This window comes from Paenibacillus sonchi (genome assembly GCF_016772475.1).
Lineage (GTDB): Bacteria > Bacillota > Bacilli > Paenibacillales > Paenibacillaceae > Paenibacillus_AQ > Paenibacillus_AQ sonchi.
Map to the genome: position 1 here is coordinate 5,806,626 of NZ_CP068595.1, position 20,707 is coordinate 5,827,332.

The 20,707-nt window shown below is 52.1% G+C and carries 14 protein-coding genes and 5 pseudogenes; 3 read left to right on the forward strand and 16 right to left on the reverse strand.

All coding sequences use genetic code 11. The features are described 5' to 3' along the window. Positions 1-166: 166 nt before the first annotated feature. The 8 genes and pseudogenes from JI735_RS37055 to JI735_RS25965 form a co-directional block, all read right to left on the reverse strand. A pseudogene (locus tag JI735_RS37055) lies at positions 167-1,446 on the reverse strand (molybdopterin molybdotransferase MoeA). Positions 1,447-1,668: 222 nt separating this feature from the next. Continuing rightward, the gene (locus JI735_RS25935; RefSeq protein ID WP_039835449.1) at positions 1,669-2,172 is read right to left on the reverse strand and encodes a DUF4178 domain-containing protein; all 504 of its coding nucleotides are present in this window, start codon (positions 2,170-2,172) and stop codon (positions 1,669-1,671) included. 25 nt (positions 2,173-2,197) lie between these two features. Beyond that, positions 2,198-2,608, reverse strand: a complete 411-nt coding sequence (locus tag JI735_RS25940; protein WP_020429904.1) for a DUF350 domain-containing protein — start codon at positions 2,606-2,608, stop codon at positions 2,198-2,200. Between the two features lie 129 nt (positions 2,609-2,737). Further along, positions 2,738-3,406, reverse strand: a complete 669-nt coding sequence (locus tag JI735_RS25945; protein WP_020429902.1) for a PspA/IM30 family protein — start codon at positions 3,404-3,406, stop codon at positions 2,738-2,740. Between the two features lie 63 nt (positions 3,407-3,469). Then, positions 3,470-3,817 (reverse strand): prenylated flavin chaperone LpdD, encoded by a 348-nt coding sequence (gene lpdD / locus JI735_RS25950; RefSeq protein ID WP_039835450.1) that lies wholly within the window; start codon positions 3,815-3,817, stop codon positions 3,470-3,472. A gap of 87 nt (positions 3,818-3,904) precedes the next feature. After that, positions 3,905-4,836 (reverse strand): annotated as a pseudogene (locus JI735_RS25955) (dihydroorotate dehydrogenase). Continuing rightward, positions 4,829-5,533 (reverse strand): dihydroorotate dehydrogenase electron transfer subunit, encoded by a 705-nt coding sequence (locus JI735_RS25960; RefSeq protein WP_020429898.1) that lies wholly within the window; start codon positions 5,531-5,533, stop codon positions 4,829-4,831. Before JI735_RS25960 ends, JI735_RS25955 begins: the two are co-directional and overlap by 8 nt. A gap of 86 nt (positions 5,534-5,619) precedes the next feature. Next, positions 5,620-6,660, reverse strand: a complete 1,041-nt coding sequence (locus JI735_RS25965) for an NADH:flavin oxidoreductase/NADH oxidase (protein ID WP_039835455.1) — start codon at positions 6,658-6,660, stop codon at positions 5,620-5,622. Positions 6,661-6,844: 184 nt separating this feature from the next. On the opposite strand from JI735_RS25965, the gene JI735_RS25970 reads away from it, so the two are divergent. Continuing rightward, complete coding sequence (locus tag JI735_RS25970; protein ID WP_039835456.1) at positions 6,845-7,729, forward strand: polysaccharide deacetylase family protein; 885 nt, start codon at positions 6,845-6,847, stop codon at positions 7,727-7,729. 103 nt (positions 7,730-7,832) lie between these two features. Here JI735_RS25970 and JI735_RS25975 read toward each other — a convergent pair whose 3' ends face one another. Then, positions 7,833-8,501, reverse strand: a complete 669-nt coding sequence (locus JI735_RS25975) for a 3D domain-containing protein (RefSeq protein ID WP_039835457.1) — start codon at positions 8,499-8,501, stop codon at positions 7,833-7,835. Between the two features lie 369 nt (positions 8,502-8,870). Between JI735_RS25975 and ppk1 the strand changes: the two genes are divergently transcribed. Then, positions 8,871-10,991, forward strand: coding sequence for a polyphosphate kinase 1 (ppk1, locus tag JI735_RS25980; protein WP_039835458.1), 2,121 nt, complete (start codon positions 8,871-8,873; stop codon positions 10,989-10,991). Here ppk1 and JI735_RS25985 read toward each other — a convergent pair. The 5 genes and pseudogenes from JI735_RS25985 to JI735_RS26005 all read right to left on the reverse strand — a co-directional run bounded on the left by JI735_RS25985 (position 10,939) and on the right by JI735_RS26005 (position 14,908). Continuing rightward, on the reverse strand, positions 10,939-11,628 hold the full coding sequence (locus JI735_RS25985; RefSeq protein WP_202676578.1) for a hypothetical protein: 690 nt from the start codon (positions 11,626-11,628) through the stop codon (positions 10,939-10,941). The genes ppk1 and JI735_RS25985 overlap by 53 nt on opposite strands. A 14-nt stretch (positions 11,629-11,642) precedes the next feature. Continuing rightward, on the reverse strand, positions 11,643-12,467 hold the full coding sequence (locus JI735_RS25990; protein WP_202676579.1) for a Ppx/GppA phosphatase family protein: 825 nt from the start codon (positions 12,465-12,467) through the stop codon (positions 11,643-11,645). A gap of 113 nt (positions 12,468-12,580) precedes the next feature. Next, positions 12,581-13,303, reverse strand: a complete 723-nt coding sequence (locus tag JI735_RS25995) for an amino acid ABC transporter ATP-binding protein (RefSeq protein ID WP_039835460.1) — start codon at positions 13,301-13,303, stop codon at positions 12,581-12,583. Then, positions 13,290-14,002: pseudogene (locus tag JI735_RS26000) on the reverse strand (amino acid ABC transporter permease). The gene JI735_RS25995 and the pseudogene JI735_RS26000 overlap by 14 nt, the downstream one beginning before the upstream one ends. A gap of 87 nt (positions 14,003-14,089) precedes the next feature. Next, positions 14,090-14,908 (reverse strand): transporter substrate-binding domain-containing protein, encoded by an 819-nt coding sequence (locus JI735_RS26005; RefSeq protein ID WP_039835461.1) that lies wholly within the window; start codon positions 14,906-14,908, stop codon positions 14,090-14,092. Positions 14,909-15,268: 360 nt separating this feature from the next. On the opposite strand from JI735_RS26005, the pseudogene JI735_RS26010 reads away from it, so the two are divergent. Continuing rightward, positions 15,269-17,013 (forward strand): annotated as a pseudogene (locus JI735_RS26010) (alpha-glycosidase). 172 nt (positions 17,014-17,185) lie between these two features. On the opposite strand, the gene glgA reads toward JI735_RS26010, so the two are convergent. Further along, positions 17,186-18,616, reverse strand: a complete 1,431-nt coding sequence (gene glgA, locus JI735_RS26015) for a glycogen synthase GlgA (RefSeq protein ID WP_039835463.1) — start codon at positions 18,614-18,616, stop codon at positions 17,186-17,188. Positions 18,617-18,653: 37 nt separating this feature from the next. Next, positions 18,654-20,484, reverse strand: a pseudogene (glgB, locus tag JI735_RS26020) (1,4-alpha-glucan branching protein GlgB). Positions 20,485-20,707 lie beyond the last annotated feature (223 nt).

Sequence of the window (20,707 nt, forward strand, 5' to 3'; positions counted from 1 at the left end):
ATATAAGAATTTATATGCTTCACGCTATAAATTTTCCTTCTATTTCTCACTGAAACGGTACCGTCCTTAAAAAGGACGGCAAAGCCGTTTCTACTTGTCATCTTTTGTTGTCTGCGCCGCCTCATTCCAGCAGCCTCCCATCCAGCATTACCTGTCTCAGGCCGATTTAGCCCCGAATTTCACCAGGCAGCTTGAGTACTTTCACAGAATCTCCCGCAGTTATTCCCCGTTCCTCCGGCGGGATCACGATTAGGCAGTCACTATCCTTAATCGTTACCATCACAGAGGATTCATCAATGGCGGCCGGATAGGCATAAAGCTGCCCTTCATGAATCTCCAGCCGGGCACGGACAAAGCGGGTGTAATTATTCACTTTGTTATAATCTGCTCCCAGCACCGCTGTCCATTCCGGAAGGAATGGCTGGTCAGCCCCTTGCATCTGCAGGATGGCAGGCCGGGCGAACAGATGAAATCCAACAAAACAGGCACCCGGATTGCCCGACAACGCCAGTAAAAGCGTTCCTCCCCGGACAGCAGCCGTTGTCACACTTCCAGGACGCATCGTCACCTTGTTGAACAGCATGTCCCCGCTGTTCTCGCGGATCAGATCTCCCATGATGTCATAATCCCCGACAGACACCCCTCCAGTGGTAATCACCACATCATAACTTTCCAGAGCGATCTGCACCTTGCTTCGCGCCTGTTCAATATCATCCACAATTGCCCCAAGCATCACCGGCTCCCCGCCACACTCACGCACCAGCGCTTCCAGCATAGGAGAATTGCTGTTTCTTATTTTGCCGGGAACAAGCGGTTCGTGAACGTCCAACAGCTCGGTTCCGGTTGCAAAGATGCCTACCCTGGGTCTGCGTATGACTTGTACCAAAGGGATTCCGAAAGCAGCCAGGACTGCAATATCGCCAGCCTTAATCATCCTTCCGGCGGAAAGCACAAGCTCTCCCTCCTTCAGCTCAAAGCCGCGCTGTGTCACATTTTTGCCAGCTGCCTGCGGCTTGCGGATACCCACCTGAAGCCTTCCGCCTTCTTCCCTGCTCTCCGTAGCTTCCAGCATCACCACCGTATCCGCGCCTGCCGGCACCTGGGCTCCTGTCATAATGCGGGCAGCCGTCCCTCTCCGGATATCGGCAGCAGGTACGGCGCCGCAAGGAATGTTGTCCACCACGTCCAGCCAGACCCGCTTGCCTTCCCCGCCTCCTCCGTGTCGGCGGCCATAAGCGCATAGCCGTCCATACCTGAACGGTTAAAGGCCGGGAACGGATGAGGCGCATAGACGGGCTCCGCCAAATAACGTCCCACACTCTGGTCCAGAGGCACCTTTTCCATCTGGAGCAGCTTGGCATATTCCATAATCCGCGACTGGGCTTCTGCAACCTGGAGCGCTTTACGGTGAAATTTAGAATCTTTTGCTTCCTCTTTACTGTTCATGTGTACCCAACCTCTTCATCTCGTTTTGTCATCAATTATTCTGAGTTGATCCACTGGCCATACAGGACTATTTTAACATGGCAGACCTTAAAGAGTTCAAAAAATAGATGCCACGCAATCAAGCGAAAGCATCTATCATTATAGAGATCTTCAAGTCCGCTGAGTTCAAATGAAACGGCAGTATTTGGCGGCGCGTTGTGCCTGCTGAATCTCCGGTACCTGCTAGGCCCGGATGACTTTAACGTCTCCAGGAATGACTTTTTCACCTTCATACAGCATAAACCGGCCATTCTGCCACTCTACCCGAAGCAGCCGGGACTCATCGGACTGGTATTGCCAGACATGCTGCTGCCCGCCGTTCGTATAAGGAGTCTGACCGGTGACGGAGGCATATCCTTCATATTCCTCTTCCAGATAATACGTGTAATCATCCAGCTCCAGGGTAGCCGGCACCTCGGCAGGATTATCCAGACGCCCGTCAATCGGCTGATACAATGCGTACTGGAGCTGCTCTCTTTGTTCTATATACAGATACCCAATGCTGCTGCCGTCGCGCAAAGTCAATACCACAGCATTGCGGCCGCTGGTTTGCGTTCGCCCAGTTACCTCGTAGGTTACCAGAGACACCTCGCAAATATCGCCCGGGGACAAGTCCAGCATGCTTTTGGGTGCAGCCGGAGCCTCAGGTTTGGAGAAAATATTACCAATACGTTTCCAAATACTCAAACTCATCATTCCTTTTAAAGGTTTTCTAACCTCGAATAAAAGCCGCAATAATCAATGCACCGGTCACATGAAGGGAGCCTGCCAGCACGCCGTAGCCGATTTTGCCCAGTTGGGTGCCATGGTCCAGATCCAGCTTCGCCCAGGTGAACAGGAGCAGACGCACTATTTTTTCCAGGAAAAATAAAAGAACAAAGGAAACTATGGAGACCACCAGTGCATCCCCCAAACTGTTGGAAGAAGCAATGGAGGACGATAGAATATAGCCTTGCGCCAGCAGCTTAAGCACAAACCGCATGGTAACCGCCATATTGCCTGCTTTGATCTCTTCCAAATCGTTATAACGGGTAAAAAGCGAATCCACGTACATCAGCACACATAGCAGTACCGAGCCGCTCACCGTCCATACCACCATGGACACCAGAATATGGAAATCCATTGCTTAGCCCCCGATAATCAGTTTGCCTGCCCGCTGCGGGCAGCATAGAGAAGGCGAAGAAGAAACGTCCGATCTGTCTCCCCTTCGCCTGTGGACATTAGCCTTGAAGCCTGGGCCTATGCCAATATGTTATTGTTTGTCGTATTGCTTCATCAGCGCGGCCAATTCATCCTCTACCGCCTGATCCTTGCCCAGCTTCTCAAATTCGTCATCCAGCGATTTGTTGCCGGAGCTCATCTCGTTGCTGGCTTCAGCCTGTGCTTCCGCGGCCAGCATTTTGTCCTCCATCCGTTTCAGTCCTGCGGAGGCGGAATCGGAGCTGAATCCGCTCATGGCTTTGTTGATTTCCGTCTGGGCCTTGGCGGCATTGTAACGGGCAACCAGCGTCTCACGTTTGTTTTTCATCTGGGTAAGCTGTTTGCGCATTTCCTCCAGCTTGCCGCGCAGATTATCCGCAGATGCCTTATTCTGGTCAAAGCTTGCCTTGTATTCTACCAGCTTGGCTTCCGCAGCCTTCTTCTCTTCCAGAGCACGGCGGGCCAGATCGGCATTGCCTGCCTGAGCAGCGGTATGCGCCTGCTGATTGCGTTTGCTTACCAGCGCTTCCTGTTCTTCGTAGAGCTGCTTGAACTTTTTCTCAATCGCGATCTGGGCTGCAACAGCTTTTTCCGCATCCTCCAAATCTTCAGTCATGTCACGAATGTATTGGTCCGTCATTTTGACCGGGTCTTCCGCTTTGTCGATAATCGCATTCACATTGGACATGGTCAAATCACGTAATCTTTTAAAGATAGACATTGGTTCATTCCTCCAAAATAAAAGTTAGTTGCTTATTTGTTATCTTCTACGCAGGGAGTGGCATTATCGTTTCAAATTTTGCCCAAATAAATATTGATCTACTTTGAAATTCACAATGTCCACAACCCGGGCTATGCCTTCCTTGCTTAAATCGTCGTAATGAATGCCCATCACTACTGTAACCGTCCGGTCAAGCGCAGCGGCAACCCGCGTGGCAATAGATTCGGAGACCGTATGCTCCTTATGGTGAGGAACCGCCGACGTTGATACCTTAACGTTCCCTTCCTCCATATAAGCCGTACTGGCAGCGCCAATGTGCCGGACTCCTCCGCCAATCAGCAGCAGCAGGTCCCGGCCAACCTCGATAGCAGACAGTTCAATGTCACCCGGATGAAGCTGTGAAGAAGACATCAGATACTCCCCTTTCCCATTATATTAACCATAGTACACGAAGATATCTCAGGAAGAGAAGACCTGGGCCTAAATCCTTCACTAGATTCAGATGATGCCGCGGATTTCCTCCAGCGATGATATGTTCTCTTCAATCATGAACTGCTGCAGCTCTTCTACAAGCGTACTGCCTGCCCGCAAATTCATGAAGTTATATGTGCCTACCTGAATCACCGTTGCACCGGCCATAATAAATTCAATGATGTCTGTAGCGGAGGTAATTCCCCCCATGCCAATCACCGGTATGGATACCCGCTTCGCCACCTGGTGCACCATCCGGAGCGCCACCGGTTTGATTGCAGGACCGGACAATCCGGCATACAAATTATTGAATACACTGCGGCGGCGGCGGACATCGATCTTCATGCCGGAGATCGTATTGATCAGCGAGATGGCGTCAGCGCCTTCCTCCTGGCACATTACGGCCATTTCCGCGATATCCTCGGCGTTCGGGGACAGTTTCACCGCTAGCGGAAGCTTGGTTGCCGCTCTTACAGCACGCACTACTTCCTGTGCGGCAGGTGTTTTTACACCAAAGGCGATGCCGCCTTCCTTGACGTTGGGACAGGAAATATTCAGCTCAATCATATCCACCGCAGGTTTGCCGGCAGCGCTGCGCGCATCGGCATCCCGCTGAATCAGCTCGGCCCCCCGCACATAATCCGCCAGCGTGTTCCCGCCGAGGTTCACCAAACGTGCGGTATCCAGCGTCTCCCAATAAGGAAGCTCTTTGGCGAGAAACGCTTCTACCCCCGGATTCTCCAGCCCTACGCTATTCAGCATGCCCGAAGCTGTCTCATAAACACGCACACCGGGGTTGCCGGCCTTAGGGTGAAGGGTAAGGCCTTTGCCGGAGATGCCCCCAGCAGTGAAACATCGTACAGCTTGCTGTATTCACGGCCGAACCCGAAGGTTCCGGAAGCCATGATGACCGGGTTCTTGAAATGAACACCCGCTATATTAGCCGTCATATTAATCATGGAAGATCACCTCTTCCGCGAGGAATACCGGACCGTCTGCACAAGCCTTGCGCTGTCCGTCACGGCAGGAGACGCTGCACACGAGACAGGCGCCGATTCCGCAAGCCATGCGGTTCTCCAGGGACAGATACACATTTGGTCTTTTGCCAGCCGCCTGTGCTGCTATCCCCTTCAGCTGCGCAGCTTTCAGCATCGGATGCGGTCCGCAGACAAAGATATGGTCATAGCTGGTAAAATCGACGCTGTCAAGCACCAGGCCGCCCACATTGACTGTCAATTCAGCGGCCAGAGGACGAAAAGCCTCGGTGCGGAACGCCTCACGGCTGAAGCCCAGATAAATATCGCTGCCCGGCAGCTCCTGCGCACAGTAGTACAGAGGGGCGATCCCGATTCCCCCGCCTACCAATGCAACCTTGCCGTCTACAACCGGAAATCCGCTGCCAAAAGGCCCTTCGAGCTCCAGGGAATCTCCGGGCTCCAGTTCAGCCAAAATCTTCGTGCCCTCACCCACCACATGATACAGAAATTCCACACCGTTATCGTTAACTTGATGTATGCTTAGCGGTCTGGACAGCAGTGGAAAGGCTCCCCATGCCCGCAACATGTAGAATTGCCCCATTGCACCACCGTAATCCCCTTCGACCCGAAGGTGATACACTCCATCTGCCAGCCGCTCGTTACTAATCACCGTCGCCACGTTATCAAGCTCCTTCAAATTTAATCTTATTAACCATGCCTTAGAAGGAACTTAAAATCTGTGATAAAGTTCACATTCCTCATTGCCTATTTTTGCTTCCAGACCCCGCGTTCATATGGCTTGGGCACATTCACCTTATCTACGCCGCCAAGCGCCTCTTCGGCGTGCAGTGCCCAATAGGGGTCGCTCAGCATTCCCCGGCCCACAGCGACAAGCTCCGCCTTCTCCCCGGTGACAATCGACTGCGCCTCCTCATAGGATTCCAGGCGCCCTACAGCAATCACAGGAACCTGAAGTCCGCTGCGGATGTACTCGGCAAGAGCGACCTGGTAAGCCGGTCCAGCACCAGGTCCGCCGTTTGATCCAACGGGTCCTTCGCCTCCTGAAGACACATGGAACATATCCACTCCAGCAGCCTTATAGCGGCGGCAGAACTCAAGCGCATAGTCTTCATTATATCCGCCTTCGACGTATTCTTTGGCGGATACTCTCATAAGGAGCGGCACCTCAACAGGAAGCACCTCACGTACGGCACGGGTTACCTGTTCCCCGAACAGAATCGGGTCTGCCCCATATTCGTCCTCTCTGACATTCGTCAGCGGCGAGTGGAACTGATGGATCAGATACCCGTGTGCTCCATGCAGCTCAACAGTATCAAAGCCAGCTTCTACTGCCCGCCGCGCGCCTTCACGGTAGGCCCCAATCAGCCCGGCAATCTCTTCTGTACTGAGCGCCCGGGGCGTCTTGGACTTAGCGTCGAATGGAATGGCCGACGGGGCAACGGGAGGCTCCGCATCCTGGGCCTTGCGGCCGGCATGACCAAGCTGGATGGCAATCCTGGCCCCTTGAGTATGTACCGCATCGGTCAGCCTCCGGTAAGCTGCAATATGCTCATCGCTCCAGATTCCCGTATCCTGATTGGTGATCCGGCCATCCGGATGGATTCCGGTCATCTCTACAATAATGAATCCGGTACCGCCCACAGCCCGGCTGACATAATGAACGAAATGCCAATCATTTGGGATTCCATCCTGCTTGTCTACAGCGTATTGGCACATAGGGGGCATTACAACTCGATTTTTTAAGGACAGGGCCTTCAATTCATAGGGTGCAAACAAATCCGGCATTACCATTCCTTCCTTCCCGCTGCGTTCTCATAATAGACAGGACTTTTTCCCCGTCAAATGTAGTATACACGTATTTTCGGCATTGGAGGCATGGAGATTCAGCATAATTCTGCCTCCGGCAGGGGATAACAAGAGAAGTATGAAGCCAGCGGAGTCATTCAGATTAATAAGGAGGCGAGACTCGATGAAATGTCTGCAGATGAGCCTAAGGCTGCTCATTCTGGGGAGTATCTGTATAACAATGCACATTCCTGTGTCCTCCGCTCAGCCTGCAGCTGCCTCTCCGGAGATTCCAGGGCCGATTCTCCAGCTGGGCAGCAGCCAGAAACCAGAGGCCAATCCCAAGGATGAGCGAGCCATCCCCGCAGGTTCTTCTTCCCGCAGCGCGGCACAATCGCAAAAACGCACCAAAACACTTACCCTCAGCCAATTGCTCCGCAAATATCCTGAAACGATCAAGACCCGGGGGCCTCACCGGAAACAAATCGCCCTTACGTTCGATGATGTGCCGGACCCCCGGTTCACCCCGCAGGTGCTGGACGTTCTGCGCAGGTATCATGTACATGCCACGTTTTTTATTGTGGGCAGCCGGGCTGAGAAGCACCCGGAGCTTGTGGCAAGGATGATCAGGGAAGGCCACACCGTCGGCAATCATTCCTACAATCATCCGCAGTTCGGGAAAATCAGCGTAAATGCGTTCCGCACACAGATTATCCGCACGGAAAATATCATCAAGACAACGGCCGGTTATAAACCGCGGCTGATCCGCCCGCCCTACGGGGACATCAGCGAACCGCAGCTGAAATGGGCTAAAGCCCACGGCTACAAGCTGGTGAACTGGAATGTGGACTCGCTCGATTGGAAGGGGCTGTCCAAATCACAGGTGCGGAATAATATCATTGCCAATGCCGGCAAAGGGGCCATCATTCTGCAGCATGGCGGAGGCGGCCGGGGCAGCGATTTGCGGGGAACCATTCAAGCACTGCCGGAAGTGATCAGCATCATGCGTAATAGAGGTTATACCTTCGTTACCGTCCCGCAGCTGCTTCAGATCAGCCCAAAAAAATAGAGAAATAGAAGAAGATTTTATAGTGCGAAGCATTTAAAATATATAAAAAAGGAAACGGAACTGCCGGGCACCGGCATGCTTCGTTTCCTTTTCAGTCTATAGCCTATTCAATCATGTACAGCTGCACATATTGGAACCCGAAGTCCGCAACATAGCTTTGGCTGCCGGGGATAAAGATGTCAATGCGGTTTCCTTTGATCGCGCTGCCCATGTCGGTTGCAGTTGCGATGAACGCCTGCTTGGGCAAACCCGGATGGGAATAGCCGGTTACGAGCACTTTCGTGCCAAGCGGGATCACACTGGGATCGACTGCAATGGTGCCCAGCTTCAGCGGGTTGCCAAAATAGTCCACAGCCCCCCATTTGCCGTTCTCGCTGACCGCTGAAGAATACGCTGTTGCTTTGACCTGAAGCACTTTGTCATAGCTGTATTCCTTACCCCAGGCTTGAACGGTGTTGGTCTGCGGCTCTACACTTAAAAGGGAGGCTTCTCCGGATGCCTTGGCTGCGGGTTCGGCAGCAGCCAAGGCCTGTGCCTTCACAATCCCCGGAATGGCCAGCTTCAGGCCCGGATAAATATTATTGGCTGCAATATTGGGATTGGCGTTCATAATCTTATCCATGCTTATGCCATAATGATTGGATAAGGTATAATAGGTAGTAGCTTCTCCTGCGATATGTACGCTGTCAGCCTGAACAGGTGCGGCCTGCACCAATGTGCTGATGCCAAGGGCTGCAGCCAATGCTGCAACCGCTCCAAATTTGATTTTCATAATATCCTCCTTCATTATTATCGCATTCCGATGGGGGTGTCCCGCTCTTCCTGCTTCACAGTAACTCCGGACGTATGTACCTTGTATTTGCCCTGATGTGTTGTTTTGTAAAACTAACAGTAATGAATATATCACAATTTTGTAACCATTGCCTATGAAATTGTTACCAAACTGACAGAAATGGCATTTTGAAGCGTTATCAATCGGGAAAATGATTACATATTTTTAATGAATTATTTCAACACTTCATCATTTTGCAAAAAACCGGTACAAATTCCCGGCAGATTTTACACAGCGTTAACATTTCTCTCTTTAGCAAATAGTAGAATGATAGAAGAACACAAAGACATTGAAGCACTTGGAGGGTCCATGAACGTGAACGAAGAAGAAAAAAAGAATAACCATACCAGCCCGGCAACCGCCTATCTGAACCGTGACTTAAGCTGGATCGAATTTAACCGCCGCGTACTCCAGGAGGCGCAGGACCCGGACAACCCGCTGATGGAGCGGGCCAAGTTCCTGGCGATTGTGTCCAGCAATCTGGATGAATTCATCAGTGTCCGCGTGGCAGGAATTCAGGATCAGATCCGGGCCGGCTATACCAAAAAGGATTTTACCGGCTATACCCCCTCCGGTCTCTATAAACGCCTCATCAAGCGGGTCAGCAAAATTATTGCCGATCAATACCGGACATTCCGTGACATCTCCCGCAGTCTGCACAAGGAAGGCATCGTGTTTGTGGATTATGAAGACCTGACACCGGCACAGGAGTTGTCCATTGAACAGTATTACCGGGACATTATATTCCCTGTTCTGACACCCATGGCGGTAGACCAGAGCCGTCCCTTTCCGCTGGTGCACAGCCAGTTCATCTATCTTGCCGTCGTGCTGACACGCAAGGACAGCCAGGAGGAAGAGCCATATTTTGCGATTCTGCAGATCCCTTCCAATCTGCCGAGATGCATTCCCCTTCCCCATCGTTCCAACAGCAAAAAACGGCAGTTTGTTTTTATAGAAGACGTAATCCGCCATCATATCCAGACGCTGTTCAGCGGTTATGATCCCGTTGCCGTAAGCGAATTCCGGCTAACCCGCAACTCCGACCTTACGATTGACGAGGAAGGTGCGGAGGACCTGCTTGAGGAGATTGAAAAGGAGCTGCGCAAACGCCGGCGGGGCGTCCCTGCCCGTCTGGAGGTCCAAAAAGGAATCCACCCTTATGCATTGGAGCAGCTGCAGGCTGAATTCGAGCTCGAGGATTTTGTCTTTGAGATTGACGGACCGCTGGATCTTGGTTTCCTGCGCGGCTTCGCCGGCAGCCTGAAGGGCTTCAGCTACCTGCATGATGCGCCGATTGAACCGCTCTACCCTGCCGAGTTTGATGAGAATGAGGACTTCTTCGAAGTGCTGCGCGAACGCGATGTGCTGGTGTACCATCCTTATGAATCCTTTGATGCGATGACCGATTTCATTACACAGGCCTCTGAAGATGAGCAGGTCATGGCAATAAAAATGACGCTGTACCGTGTCAGCGGAAACTCTCCGCTCATCAGTGCCCTCGCTGTCGCCGCTGAATCCGGCAAGCAGGTCACTGTCGTTGTCGAGCTGAAGGCACGCTTTGACGAGGAGCGCAATATCGCCTGGGCGCGCAAGCTGGAGCAGTCCGGCTGCCATGTCGTGTACGGGCTGGTTGGCCTGAAGACCCATGCGAAGATCACACTTATTGTCCGCCAGGAAGGGCCTGAACTGCGCCGCTATGTGCATGTGGGAACAGGCAACTACAACGACAGCACGGCCAAAGCCTACACGGACCTCAGCCTGTTCACAGCGAACAGCGAGATTGGTCTGGATGCTTCAGAGCTGTTCAACCAGATGACAGGCTATTCGGCCAATCATGACTGGAATGCCTTCGTTGTGGCCCCGACCAGCATGAGCCTGTCGCTGCAAAAGCTGATTCTGCGGGAAGCTGAACATGCCGCTGCCGGGCGTCCATCCCGGATCATCGCCAAAATGAACTCTCTGTCGAACCAGGAGGTCATTGACAATCTGTACAGCGCCGCCCAGGCAGGAGTGCCTATTGATCTGATTGTGCGCGGTGTCTGCTGCCTGCGGCCGGGGATAGAAGGCCTAAGCGAGCGGATCACGGTCCGCAGTATTGTAGACCGTTTCCTGGAGCATTCCCGGATCTATTATTTCGAGAATGGCGGCAATCCTGAGGTCTACCTGTCCAGCGCCGATTGGATGACACGCAATCTGACGCGGCGCATTGAACTGATGTGCCCGGTGAAGGACCCGGTAATCCGCAAGCAGATTGTCAAAATTCTTGAGATCACTCTCAAGGATAATGTGAAATCCAGCTTTTTGCAGCCGAACGGATATTATGAACGTGCAGACGACAAAAAGGCCCCTTTCCGGAGCCAGTTCGCTGCTATGGAGGTTACGCGTTGGAAGGGAAGCCGAGCTTTACCTTCAGCCCCCAAACATTCCTGAACGCCTTGAGGGCGTTCTCGATGTCCTCCAGCCCGATGAGGAGCTCACCTGCACCCTGCAGCTCCAGATCAAGCGTATTGCCGTGCAGGCGGGCTTCCAGCCCGCTTACAATGCCAATCTCGGTACTGTCCAGAGCAATGCTCAGCTGTACCAGTGTACCGAGCTTATGAATCCATTCCTCGTCGGAAGCCAGCAAAATGTCCTTGTGCGTCTGGGACAATTTCTGCTTCCGGCTTTTTGTGCTGTAAGAGGCAATCAAAGCGCCCAGAATCAGCTGGCGGTGGGTAAGCCCGCGGATCGGGGAATTCATCAGCCAGTAGCGCGTATGCCGCTTGGATTGATAATAATTGATATTGGAGCCGGTCCGGTGCAGCATGATGGACACATAGATCAGCATCCGCTGCTCGTCCCGGTCCCCATCAGCATCAAAGGCGTCAAACAGGCTCAGCGCCAGCTTGTAGATGTGGTCCAGATGCCGCTTCGAGGTACGGATGTCAAAGCGGACAATCGTGTTCAGGCTGAATTCCAGGGCACTGTCGCGCACAGGCTGCCCGGGATCAAGCAGATCATGCAGCATGCCTTCCCGCAGGCCTTCTCCGCTGATTATGGCCTGGCTGGCCCCGAGATACCGGTACACCGTGTGAAAGATAATCAGGCCGGAGACGATGATATCCCCCGGCTCTTGGAGAGCCCGTCCAAATCCTTACGTTTCTCATACGGTATGGAAGGCAGCGTCTCCATAAATTTATCAATGGTCTCACCGGAAAGAGTATAGCCGTGTGAATTCGGCAGTGAATAATCCCGCAGCTTCTGGTCCAGCTTCCCCAGGGAGCGCAGTGTCCCGCCAAGCCCGTAGAGCGGCAATCCCGGCCCGCTGTTCAGCCAGTCATGCTCCACCAGCCTCCCGGTCACATAGGCCTGAAGCTTGCGTACCTGATCACTGTTCCAATTGCCGTGGTGGCCGAACATCAGATTCGTATTCACCGCGCCGAACGGGAAGGAGATGCTCTGCTGGTAGCGCCGTCCCCGGAACAAGGTGATCTCCGTGCTTCCGCCCCCGATATCTATCACAAAGCCATCCTGAACATCAAAGGCGTTGATGACGCCCAGAAATCCAAAGTAGGCCTCCTGGTGTCCGCTGATGACTTCAATATGAATCTCCGATGCCTCCGAAAGGCAGGCGACAATCTCCGTTGAATTCGCCGCATTTCGTATGGCCGCAGTGGCGCCGGCACGGATGTTATCGACCTCAAATTCGCTGCAAATCTCCTTGAACTGATGCAGGACTGGCACAATCGAATCCATGTCCCTCCGCTCCAGTCTGCCGTCCTTGGTAATTTTCTCGCTCAGACGAGCGGAGTATTTGCACTCCTTGATGATTTTGTAGCCTCCTTCCGGCGTCGTATCATAGATCACAAGGCGAATGGAGTTGGAACCAATATCAATGATGCCAATCCGGCGAAGATCATCTCTCATCTGTATGTACTCCTTTTCAAGTTGATTGGCCATCTATATACTATATCACCCATTTCCCCCAGGCAAAAGCAAAACGGCCGCCGAATCAGGTTCGGGGCCGTAAAAGGGCTGTTCTATAGGACTTTGCTTAAAAAATCCTTGGTGCGGGCATGCTGCGGATTGCCGAATACCTGAGAAGGATCGCCTTCCTCCACAATAATGCCGCCGTCCATGAACAGAATGCGGTCGCCCACTTCACGGGCAAAGCCCATCTCATGGGTAACAATCACCATCGTCATGCCGTCTTCCGCCAGCTTCTTCATGACCTCCAGAACCTCGCCGACCATTTCCGGGTCCAGGGCCGAGGTGGGCTCGTCAAACAGCATCACATGCGGCTGCATGGCAAGCGCCCGGGCGATGGCAATCCGCTGCTTTTGCCCGCCGGAGAGCTGGGCCGGATAAGCATCGCGTTTGTCGGCAAGGCCGACGGTCTGCAGCAGCTCAAGGGCGATTTTTTCCGCTTCCGGAGGCTGCTGCTTTTTCACTTTCAGCGGGGCCAGCATAATATTCTGCAGCACGGTTTTGTGCGGGAACAGGTTGAACTGCTGGAAGACCATGCCCATTTTTTCCCGGGTCACGTTGATATCATGCTTCCTGTCTGTAATGGACGCCCCTTCAAAGGTAATTTCGCCGCCTGTAGGCTGCTCCAGCAGATTGAGGCAGCGCAGGAAGGTGCTTTTGCCCGAGCCGCTGGGGCCGATAACAACGACAACTTCCCCTTTGTGAATCTGCAGATCAATCCCCTTCAGAATTTCCAGCTTGCCAAAACTTTTTTGCAGGTTCTTAACGGCGATCATCCGTGTTCAGCCTCCTTTCCAATAAGCCCAGCACCTTCGACAAGGTGAAGGTAAGAACAAAATACATAACGGCGATCACAATTAAGGGATTCAGCCCCTCATAGGTTATGGTTGTTACGGATCTTGCCTCGAAGAGCAGATCTGCCACCCCGATCATGGACACAATCGAAGACTCTTTAATGATCGTAATGAACTCATTGCCGATGGCGGGCAGCACGTTTTTGATCGCTTGGGGAGAACAATATAGCGCATGGTCATCCCCTGCCGCATGCCGAGCGAACGCGCTGCTTCGACCTGTCCGCGGTCCACCCCCTGGATACCGGCACGGAAGATCTCAGCCAGATAAGCGGAGCTGTTAATGGTCAAAGTGATAGCCCCGGATTGGATCGGTGTAAACTCCAGGCCAAATTCGGGCAGCCCGTAATGAATTAGGAACAGCTGCACCAGCATAGGTGTGCCGCGCAGGAATTCTACCCAGGCCGTCGCAATAAAACGCAGAATCCACAATTTGGACATCCGAAGCAGGGACACAATGATCCCAAGCACAAAACCGAAGAATACCCCCAGCACTGCCAACAGCAATGTGTACTTCAAACCGGAAAGAAAAAAATTGCGGTACTCATAAGCGATATCAAATACATTCATTTTTGGCATAACCTCCTGTCTGCAAAAAAATAGAAAACAGCGGAGCACCGCCATTTTCAGATCATTCCCAATGATTTATGTCTTCCCTGCAGCAGCGGCTGCAGGGATTAAACTACTTATGACTACTTCAGGCCCTGAGAATTACTTCTCGGCCAGCTCGCTTGCGGCTGCAACATACTCATCGATTTTGCCTTCGGAGTTCAGACGGGCCAGCGTCTTGTTCACCTGACCCAGCAATTCGTCGTTGCCCTTCTTCACACCGATCACATATCCGTCATCCTCTACCTCAGGTTTGGCATCAGTGATGGCCAGCCCCTTGACATTCTTTACGAAGGATTTGGCTACCGGACCTTCCATGATCGAGGCATCCACACGGTTCGACTGCAGCTGCAGCACGATTTCGGAAATTTTGCCCAGCGAAGTCAGCTGCGCGCCTTCAATCCCCTTGGCGATGTCTTCCTGAATCGATCCGGTCTGCACGCCCAGCTTGATGCCCTTCAGGGAATCCATGGTCGCAAACTTATCCTTGTCGGCTTCACGCACAACCACCGCTTGTTCGGCTTTGTAATAAATATCGGACAGCCCTACCGCCTTTGCCCGTTCCGGTGTTGGACTCAGGCCCGAAATCACCATATCCACTCTGCCGCTTGAGAGCTCATTCAGCAGGGAATCGAAGGACAGATCCTTGATTTCCAGCTTAGCTCCCATATCCGCTGCAATTTCCTTGGCGATCTCAATGTCAAAGCCCACGATGGTATCCTTGCCGTCCACCACTTTGTGGAATTCATACGGAGGAAAATCGGCACTGGTTCCCAGTGTAAGCGTCTTTGTCGCAGTGGTGCTATTCGCAGGCGCACTGTTGCCGGTAGCTGCGTTATTTTCCTTGTTATTGTTGCCGCATCCGGTCATAAGACCTGCCACGAGCAGCATTCCTAATGAAAGTTTACCCCATTTGTTCATCTGTATATCTCCCCTGTTCTGTTCAAGTTCTCCAGTTGTTCCATTGACCGATTTATTATAAATCAACACGTATGAATATGCAAAGACAAATTTGTGACAAAGACTGTAAAAATGCGGAAGAAATCCACGCCGATGCTTGACTGCTTGTGCCGCTTCATTATGCACATCCATTTAAAAGAAGTATATACTAGGTACTATCTCCAATAGATCCCGGAATAGCAGAAATGGTTCATGCTGTCTCTTCGGGTGGTATTAACTTGCTAACGGGCTCACAAAACTTAGCCTATGCTTACGATGCGGGTTTTATTTCGCAGTCGTTCACAGTGGTGATGCTCCACAACACTTTTAGGAGGTGCAATCATGCTTTTGGAAGCTATGTACCATGTTCCCCGTGACAAATGGGCTTATGCCTACGATGCAATGACTATACATCTGCGTGTTCGCACCAAACGGGATGATGTGGACTGTGTAGTCGCGCTCACCGGGGATAAATACAATTGGAAAGACACCGCTTACGATATCATGATGGACAAAGCGGCCTCGGACGACAAGTTCGATTACTGGGAAGCCGCAGTCCGGCCCAAATATAAACGCCTCAGCTATACCTTCCGTGTGAGCAAAGGCAATGAAAGTGTATATCTGCTGGACAACGGTATCCAGACGGAATATCCGGCTCCCCCCAACCACTACTATGAGTTCCCCTACATACACCAAATCGATTTGTTCCAGGTGCCGAACTGGGCCAAGGATGCGGTGTTCTACCAGATCATGACGGAGCGGTTCGCCAACGGCGATCCAGCGAATGACCCGGAGGGGACGGAGCCATGGGGCGGAACGCCGAAGCTGGATAATTTTTTTGGCGGAGATCTGCAAGGCGTGCTGGACCATTTGGACGATCTGCAGGAGCTCGGGATCAATGCCATTTATTTTACCCCGCTGTTCGTCTCCCCTTCCAACCATAAATACGATATCGTGGATTATAAAAGGGTCGATCCCCATTTTGGCGATAATGAGCTGCTCAAAACCGTTGTCGAGGAATGCCACTTAAGAGGAATCCGCGTGATGCTGGATGCCGTGTTCAATCATTGCAGCGACAAGTTCCCGCCGTTTCAGGATGTTCTGGAGAAGGGGGAGTACTCCGTATATAAGGACTGGTTCCATATCAACTCCTTTCCGGCCGAAATTGTCGGCGGTATTCCTACGTATGACACCTTCGGTTTTTTTGGCAATATGCCGAAGTTCAACACCGCCAATCATGAGGTAAAAACCTATCTGCTGGAGGTGGCCGAATACTGGATCAGTGAAATCAAGGCGGACGGCTGGCGGCTGGACGTTGCCAATGAAGTGGATCACCATTTCTGGCGCGATTTCCGCAAAGTGGTCAAAGCTGCCAATCCCGAAGCCTACATTGTGGGTGAAGTATGGAGTGATTCCTTAACCTGGCTGCTGGGCGACCAGTTCGATTCCGTGATGAATTATCCTTTTTCCGGGACCGTATTGGAATTCTTCAACGGGGGCATGGACGGCATTACCTTCGGACACCGGATCGGCGCCCTGCTCATGCGTTATCCGCAGCAGACCAATGAAGTGGTCTTCAATATGCTGGGCAGCCATGATACCCCCGGCTGTTGACGGTGGTGGGTGAAGACAAGCGGAGGCTTAAGCTGGCTGTTGTTTTTCTTTTTACTTTTATGGGGACTCCTTGTATTTATTATGGTGATGAAATCGGCCTTACAGGCCATGAAGATCCCGATTGCCGCAAGTGTATGGAATGGGATGAAGCAAGCCAGGACCGCGAGCTGTATGACTTCTATAAGATGATGATTGCCCTGCGCAAGCACAACAAAGCGCTGCGCGAAGGCCGCTTCCGTATTCTGCAGGCGTGTGAGAATGACCCGTGCATCGTCTATGAGCGTGCGGATGATGTGATTCATTTTACGGTGTGGATGAATAATTCGCCGGAGCCCCGCATCCTCAGCCACCCGATGGAAACGGATGATTGGCAGGATGCCTTGACCGGAGACCCGGTTGCACCCGAAGAAGGGATGATGCATATCTCGCTCGACCCGTACGGATACCGGATTCTCAGCCGGGACCTGGGTTAAATCCAAGTAGAAACGGCTTTGCCGTCCTTTTTAAGGACGGTACCGTTTCAGCGAGAAATAGAAGGAAAATTTATAGCGTGAAGCATATAAATTCTTATATTTGAACAAAGGACGTTCAGCAAGATCCTCCGATCTGCCGAACGTCCTTTTTCGCTGCCTGTATCCTGCTGTTTTATGACTGTTCCAAAATGCGGTTATAGATATCCATGTACTGCTGTGCCGATACATTCCAGCTGTAATCACCGGCAAACGCGTTTTTGGTCACTTTTTTCCAGTGCTCGGGCTTGTGGTAAAAGGACACCGCCCGGCGGAGCGTGTACATCATGTCGTGGGCGTTGTAATCCTTGAAGGTGAAGCCATTGCCCTCTCCGGTTTCTTCATTGTAGGAATGAACGGTATCATTCAGCCCCCCGGTTTCCCGGACGACCGGAATGCTGCCGTAACGCAGGGCCAGGAGCTGGCCGATTCCGCAAGGCTCGAATTTGGACGGCATGAGGAACAGATCGCTGGCCGCATAAATTTTGCGGGACAACGCGTCACTGAACAGAATCTGCGAAGAAAGCTTGGTCGGGTAACGCCACCCGGCTTCACGGAACCAGCGTTCATAAGCTTCATCACCGGTCCCCAGCAGGACAAATTGAATATCATCATAATAGAGCAGCTCATCCAGCACACGGGTTAGCAGGTCCAGGCCTTTGGAGTCGACGAGACGCGTGACCATCGCTACCAGCGGAATGTATGGGGCCACCGGCAGTCCCAGCTCCTGCTGCAATGCAATTTTGTTCTCCGCTTTTTTGGCCAGATTGGTACGGTAGCGGGTATAGATTTGCGGATCGCTGGCCGGGTTGTAGATCTTCGTGTCAATGCCGTTGACAATCCCGCTCAGACTGTCCGCCCGTGAAGAGAGCAAACCATCCAGTCCATAGCCATAATATGCTGTACGGATTTCTTCAGAATAGGTCGGGCTGACGGTAGTGATGTGATCGCTGTAGACGATGCCCGCCTTCATGAAATTCACATTGCCGTAATACTCCACACCCAGGAAATAGCTGTCATCCAGTCCCAGCAGCTCACCAAGCACAGAATAAGGGAATACTCCCTGATACAGCAGATTATGAATGGTAAATACGGTCCGGATTTCAGCGTAAAACGGATTATGGCGGTATTGGGCCTGCAGCAGCATCGGAATCACTGCAGCATGCCAGTCATGGCAATGCAGCACATCCGGTTGGAAATCAAGCGTCTCCAGACACTCCAGCACCGCCCGGTTGAAAAACGAAAAGCGCTCTCCATCGTCCATGTATCCGTAAATGCCGTCCCGCCCAAAATAATATTCGTTATCGATAAAGTAAACGGGAATGCCGTCATATATAATCGTTTCAATGCCGCAATATTGGTTGCGCCAGCCGACCGGCACACTCAGAGCAGCAACATGCTCCATTTGCGAGACAAATTTCTCCGGGATTCCCCTGTATTTCGGCAAAATCACCCGCACATCCACACCAACGCCTTTCAGCGCCTTGGGCAAAGCTCCAATGACATCGGCCAGCCCTCCTGTTTTGACGAACGGATGAGCTTCGGCTGCAGCAAATAAAACCTTCATCTCTCGAAATCCCCCTTATGTGTATGGACTGCGATTCCTATTTTACCGCCTTGCGGCCTGCTTTTTTCAGCACCAGGAAGCTAAGCGGAGGAATGGTCAGTTCAATGCTGTTCACCTGGTTGTGCCATTCTTTTTTGCTGCTCTTCATCGGGGCATTATGCACACCGGAGCCGCCGAATTCCGTATTTTCGGAACTGAACAGCTCTTCATACGTCCCCGGCCGCGGGACTCCGACCCGGTACATGTGACGCCCCACCGGCTGGAAGTTGATGATAATCAGCAGGGTATCGACAGGCCTTTTGCCCCTGCGGATGTAGGAAACGATGCTCTGGCCGCTGTCGTCGGCATCGATCCATTGGTACCCTTCCATCTCATGGTCAAGCTCCCAGAGCGCTTTTTCATTCACGTAGAGCTTGTTCAGCGCTGCCGTGAACGCCAGCATCCGGCGGTGGCTCTCATAATCGAGCAGCAGCCAATCCAGCTGTTCCTGATCCTTCCATTCGATAAACTGGCCAAACTCTCCCCCATGAACAGCAGCTTTTTGCCGGGATGGCTGATATGGTAGCCCAGAAGCAGGCGAAGTCCGGCGAATTTCTGCTCATAGGTGCCGGGCATTTTGTCCAGCAGCGACTTCTTGCCATGCACCACCTCGTCATGGGACAGCGGGAGTGTGTAGTTTTCCGAATAGGCGTAACAGATGGGAAAGGTCAGCAAATTGTGATGATAGGGTCTTGCCCCAAAATCATGTTCTATGTAGCCTAATGTGTCATTCATCCAGCCCATGTTCCATTTGTAGTTGAACCCCAGTCCCCCCTCATGCACCGGAGCTGTAACCCCCGGCCAGGCGCTGGATTCCTCTGCCATCATCAACGCTTTGGGATAATAATGAAAAATAGTCTTATTGAGACGCTGGATAAACCGGATGGCCTCCAGATTTTCCAGCCCCCCGTTGGCATTTCTGCGGTATTCATGCCCTTTTTTCTCAAAATCCAGTCTGAGCATACTGGTGACCGCATCTACACGCATCCCGTCAATATGGAACATCTCGAACCAAAACAGCGCATTTGAGATCAGAAATGAGGAAATTTCCGGTTTGCTGAAATCAAAAGACAATGTTCCCCAGCCCGGCTTCTCTGCCAGCATGGGGTCGGCATATTCATACAGCGCCGTTCCGTCGAACATTCTCAGGCCATGGGCATCTTTGGCAAAATGAGCCGGTACCCAGTCCAGCAGCACACCGATCCCTGCCTGATGCAGCTTGTCGATCAGAAACATCAAATCCTTCGGGTCCCCATAGCGGCTGGTTGCGGCAAAATAACCCGTACCTTGATATCCCCAGGATAAATCGTAGGGATGCTCGGCCAGCGGCATGAACTCAACATGGGTATAGCTCATTTCCACCAGGTAGGGAATCAGCAGTTCACTCATCTCCCGATAAGTGTATAATCCGCCATCTTCCTTTTGGCGCCAGGTCCCAAAATGCATTTCATAAATGTTCAAAGGTGCGTTATAAGGAGCCCTGCTCCGCCGACGCCAGGCCGCATCCCCCACACATAGCCGTCCAGATCAGCAACAATGGATGCCGTTGCCGGACGCACCTCTGCCTGGAAGGCATAAGGGTCCGCTTTGAGAAAGTTTGAGCCGTCTGGGCCCACAATCCTGTATTTGTAAAAAGTTCCCGCTTTCATTCCCGGAAAAAAACGACTCCAAAATCCTGAATCGGGTATCTTATATAACGAGTCCACGTCTTCGGTCCCATCCCAGCCGTTATGATTACCAGCCAGTCCTACATATGTCGCATGAGGAGCCCACACGGTAAAGCGAACGCCAGGTATTCCTTCTTCAGCGGCAATGTGCGCGCCCAGCATCGTATAGCTGCGATAATTCGTGCCCTCATGGAACAGATAAATATCATCAGATGACGGGAGGTTAGCTGTTGTTGATGTATTGGCCAAATCATCACCACCTTATTATATAGGATGCACCTTTAACATTACCCGAATGTGGAGGTTTTGAAAATGATTTCGGGCAGATTTCCGGGTTCTGAAAAACAAAGAAAATAATTAATGTAATTTTTACAGAAGCGGGGCA

What these genes read in the sequence shown, in the direction of transcription:
- JI735_RS25940 (WP_020429904.1), bottom strand. Translation starts at nt 2,608, where the DNA reads ATGGATTTCCATATTCTGGTGTCCATGGTGGTATGGACGGTGAGCGGC.
- JI735_RS25945 (WP_020429902.1), bottom strand. Translation starts at nt 3,406, where the DNA reads ATGTCTATCTTTAAAAGATTACGTGATTTGACCATGTCCAATGTGAAT.
- lpdD (WP_039835450.1), bottom strand. Translation starts at nt 3,817, where the DNA reads ATGTCTTCTTCACAGCTTCATCCGGGTGACATTGAACTGTCTGCTATC.
- JI735_RS25965 (WP_039835455.1), bottom strand. Translation starts at nt 6,660, where the DNA reads ATGCCGGATTTGTTTGCACCCTATGAATTGAAGGCCCTGTCCTTAAAA.
- JI735_RS25970 (WP_039835456.1), top strand. Translation starts at nt 6,845, where the DNA reads ATGAAATGTCTGCAGATGAGCCTAAGGCTGCTCATTCTGGGGAGTATC.
- JI735_RS25975 (WP_039835457.1), bottom strand. Translation starts at nt 8,501, where the DNA reads ATGAAAATCAAATTTGGAGCGGTTGCAGCATTGGCTGCAGCCCTTGGC.
- ppk1 (WP_039835458.1), top strand. Translation starts at nt 8,871, where the DNA reads ATGAACGTGAACGAAGAAGAAAAAAAGAATAACCATACCAGCCCGGCA.
- JI735_RS25990 (WP_202676579.1), bottom strand. Translation starts at nt 12,467, where the DNA reads ATGAGAGATGATCTTCGCCGGATTGGCATCATTGATATTGGTTCCAAC.
- JI735_RS25995 (WP_039835460.1), bottom strand. Translation starts at nt 13,303, where the DNA reads ATGATCGCCGTTAAGAACCTGCAAAAAAGTTTTGGCAAGCTGGAAATT.
- JI735_RS26005 (WP_039835461.1), bottom strand. Translation starts at nt 14,908, where the DNA reads ATGAACAAATGGGGTAAACTTTCATTAGGAATGCTGCTCGTGGCAGGT.
- glgA (WP_039835463.1), bottom strand. Translation starts at nt 18,616, where the DNA reads ATGAAGGTTTTATTTGCTGCAGCCGAAGCTCATCCGTTCGTCAAAACA.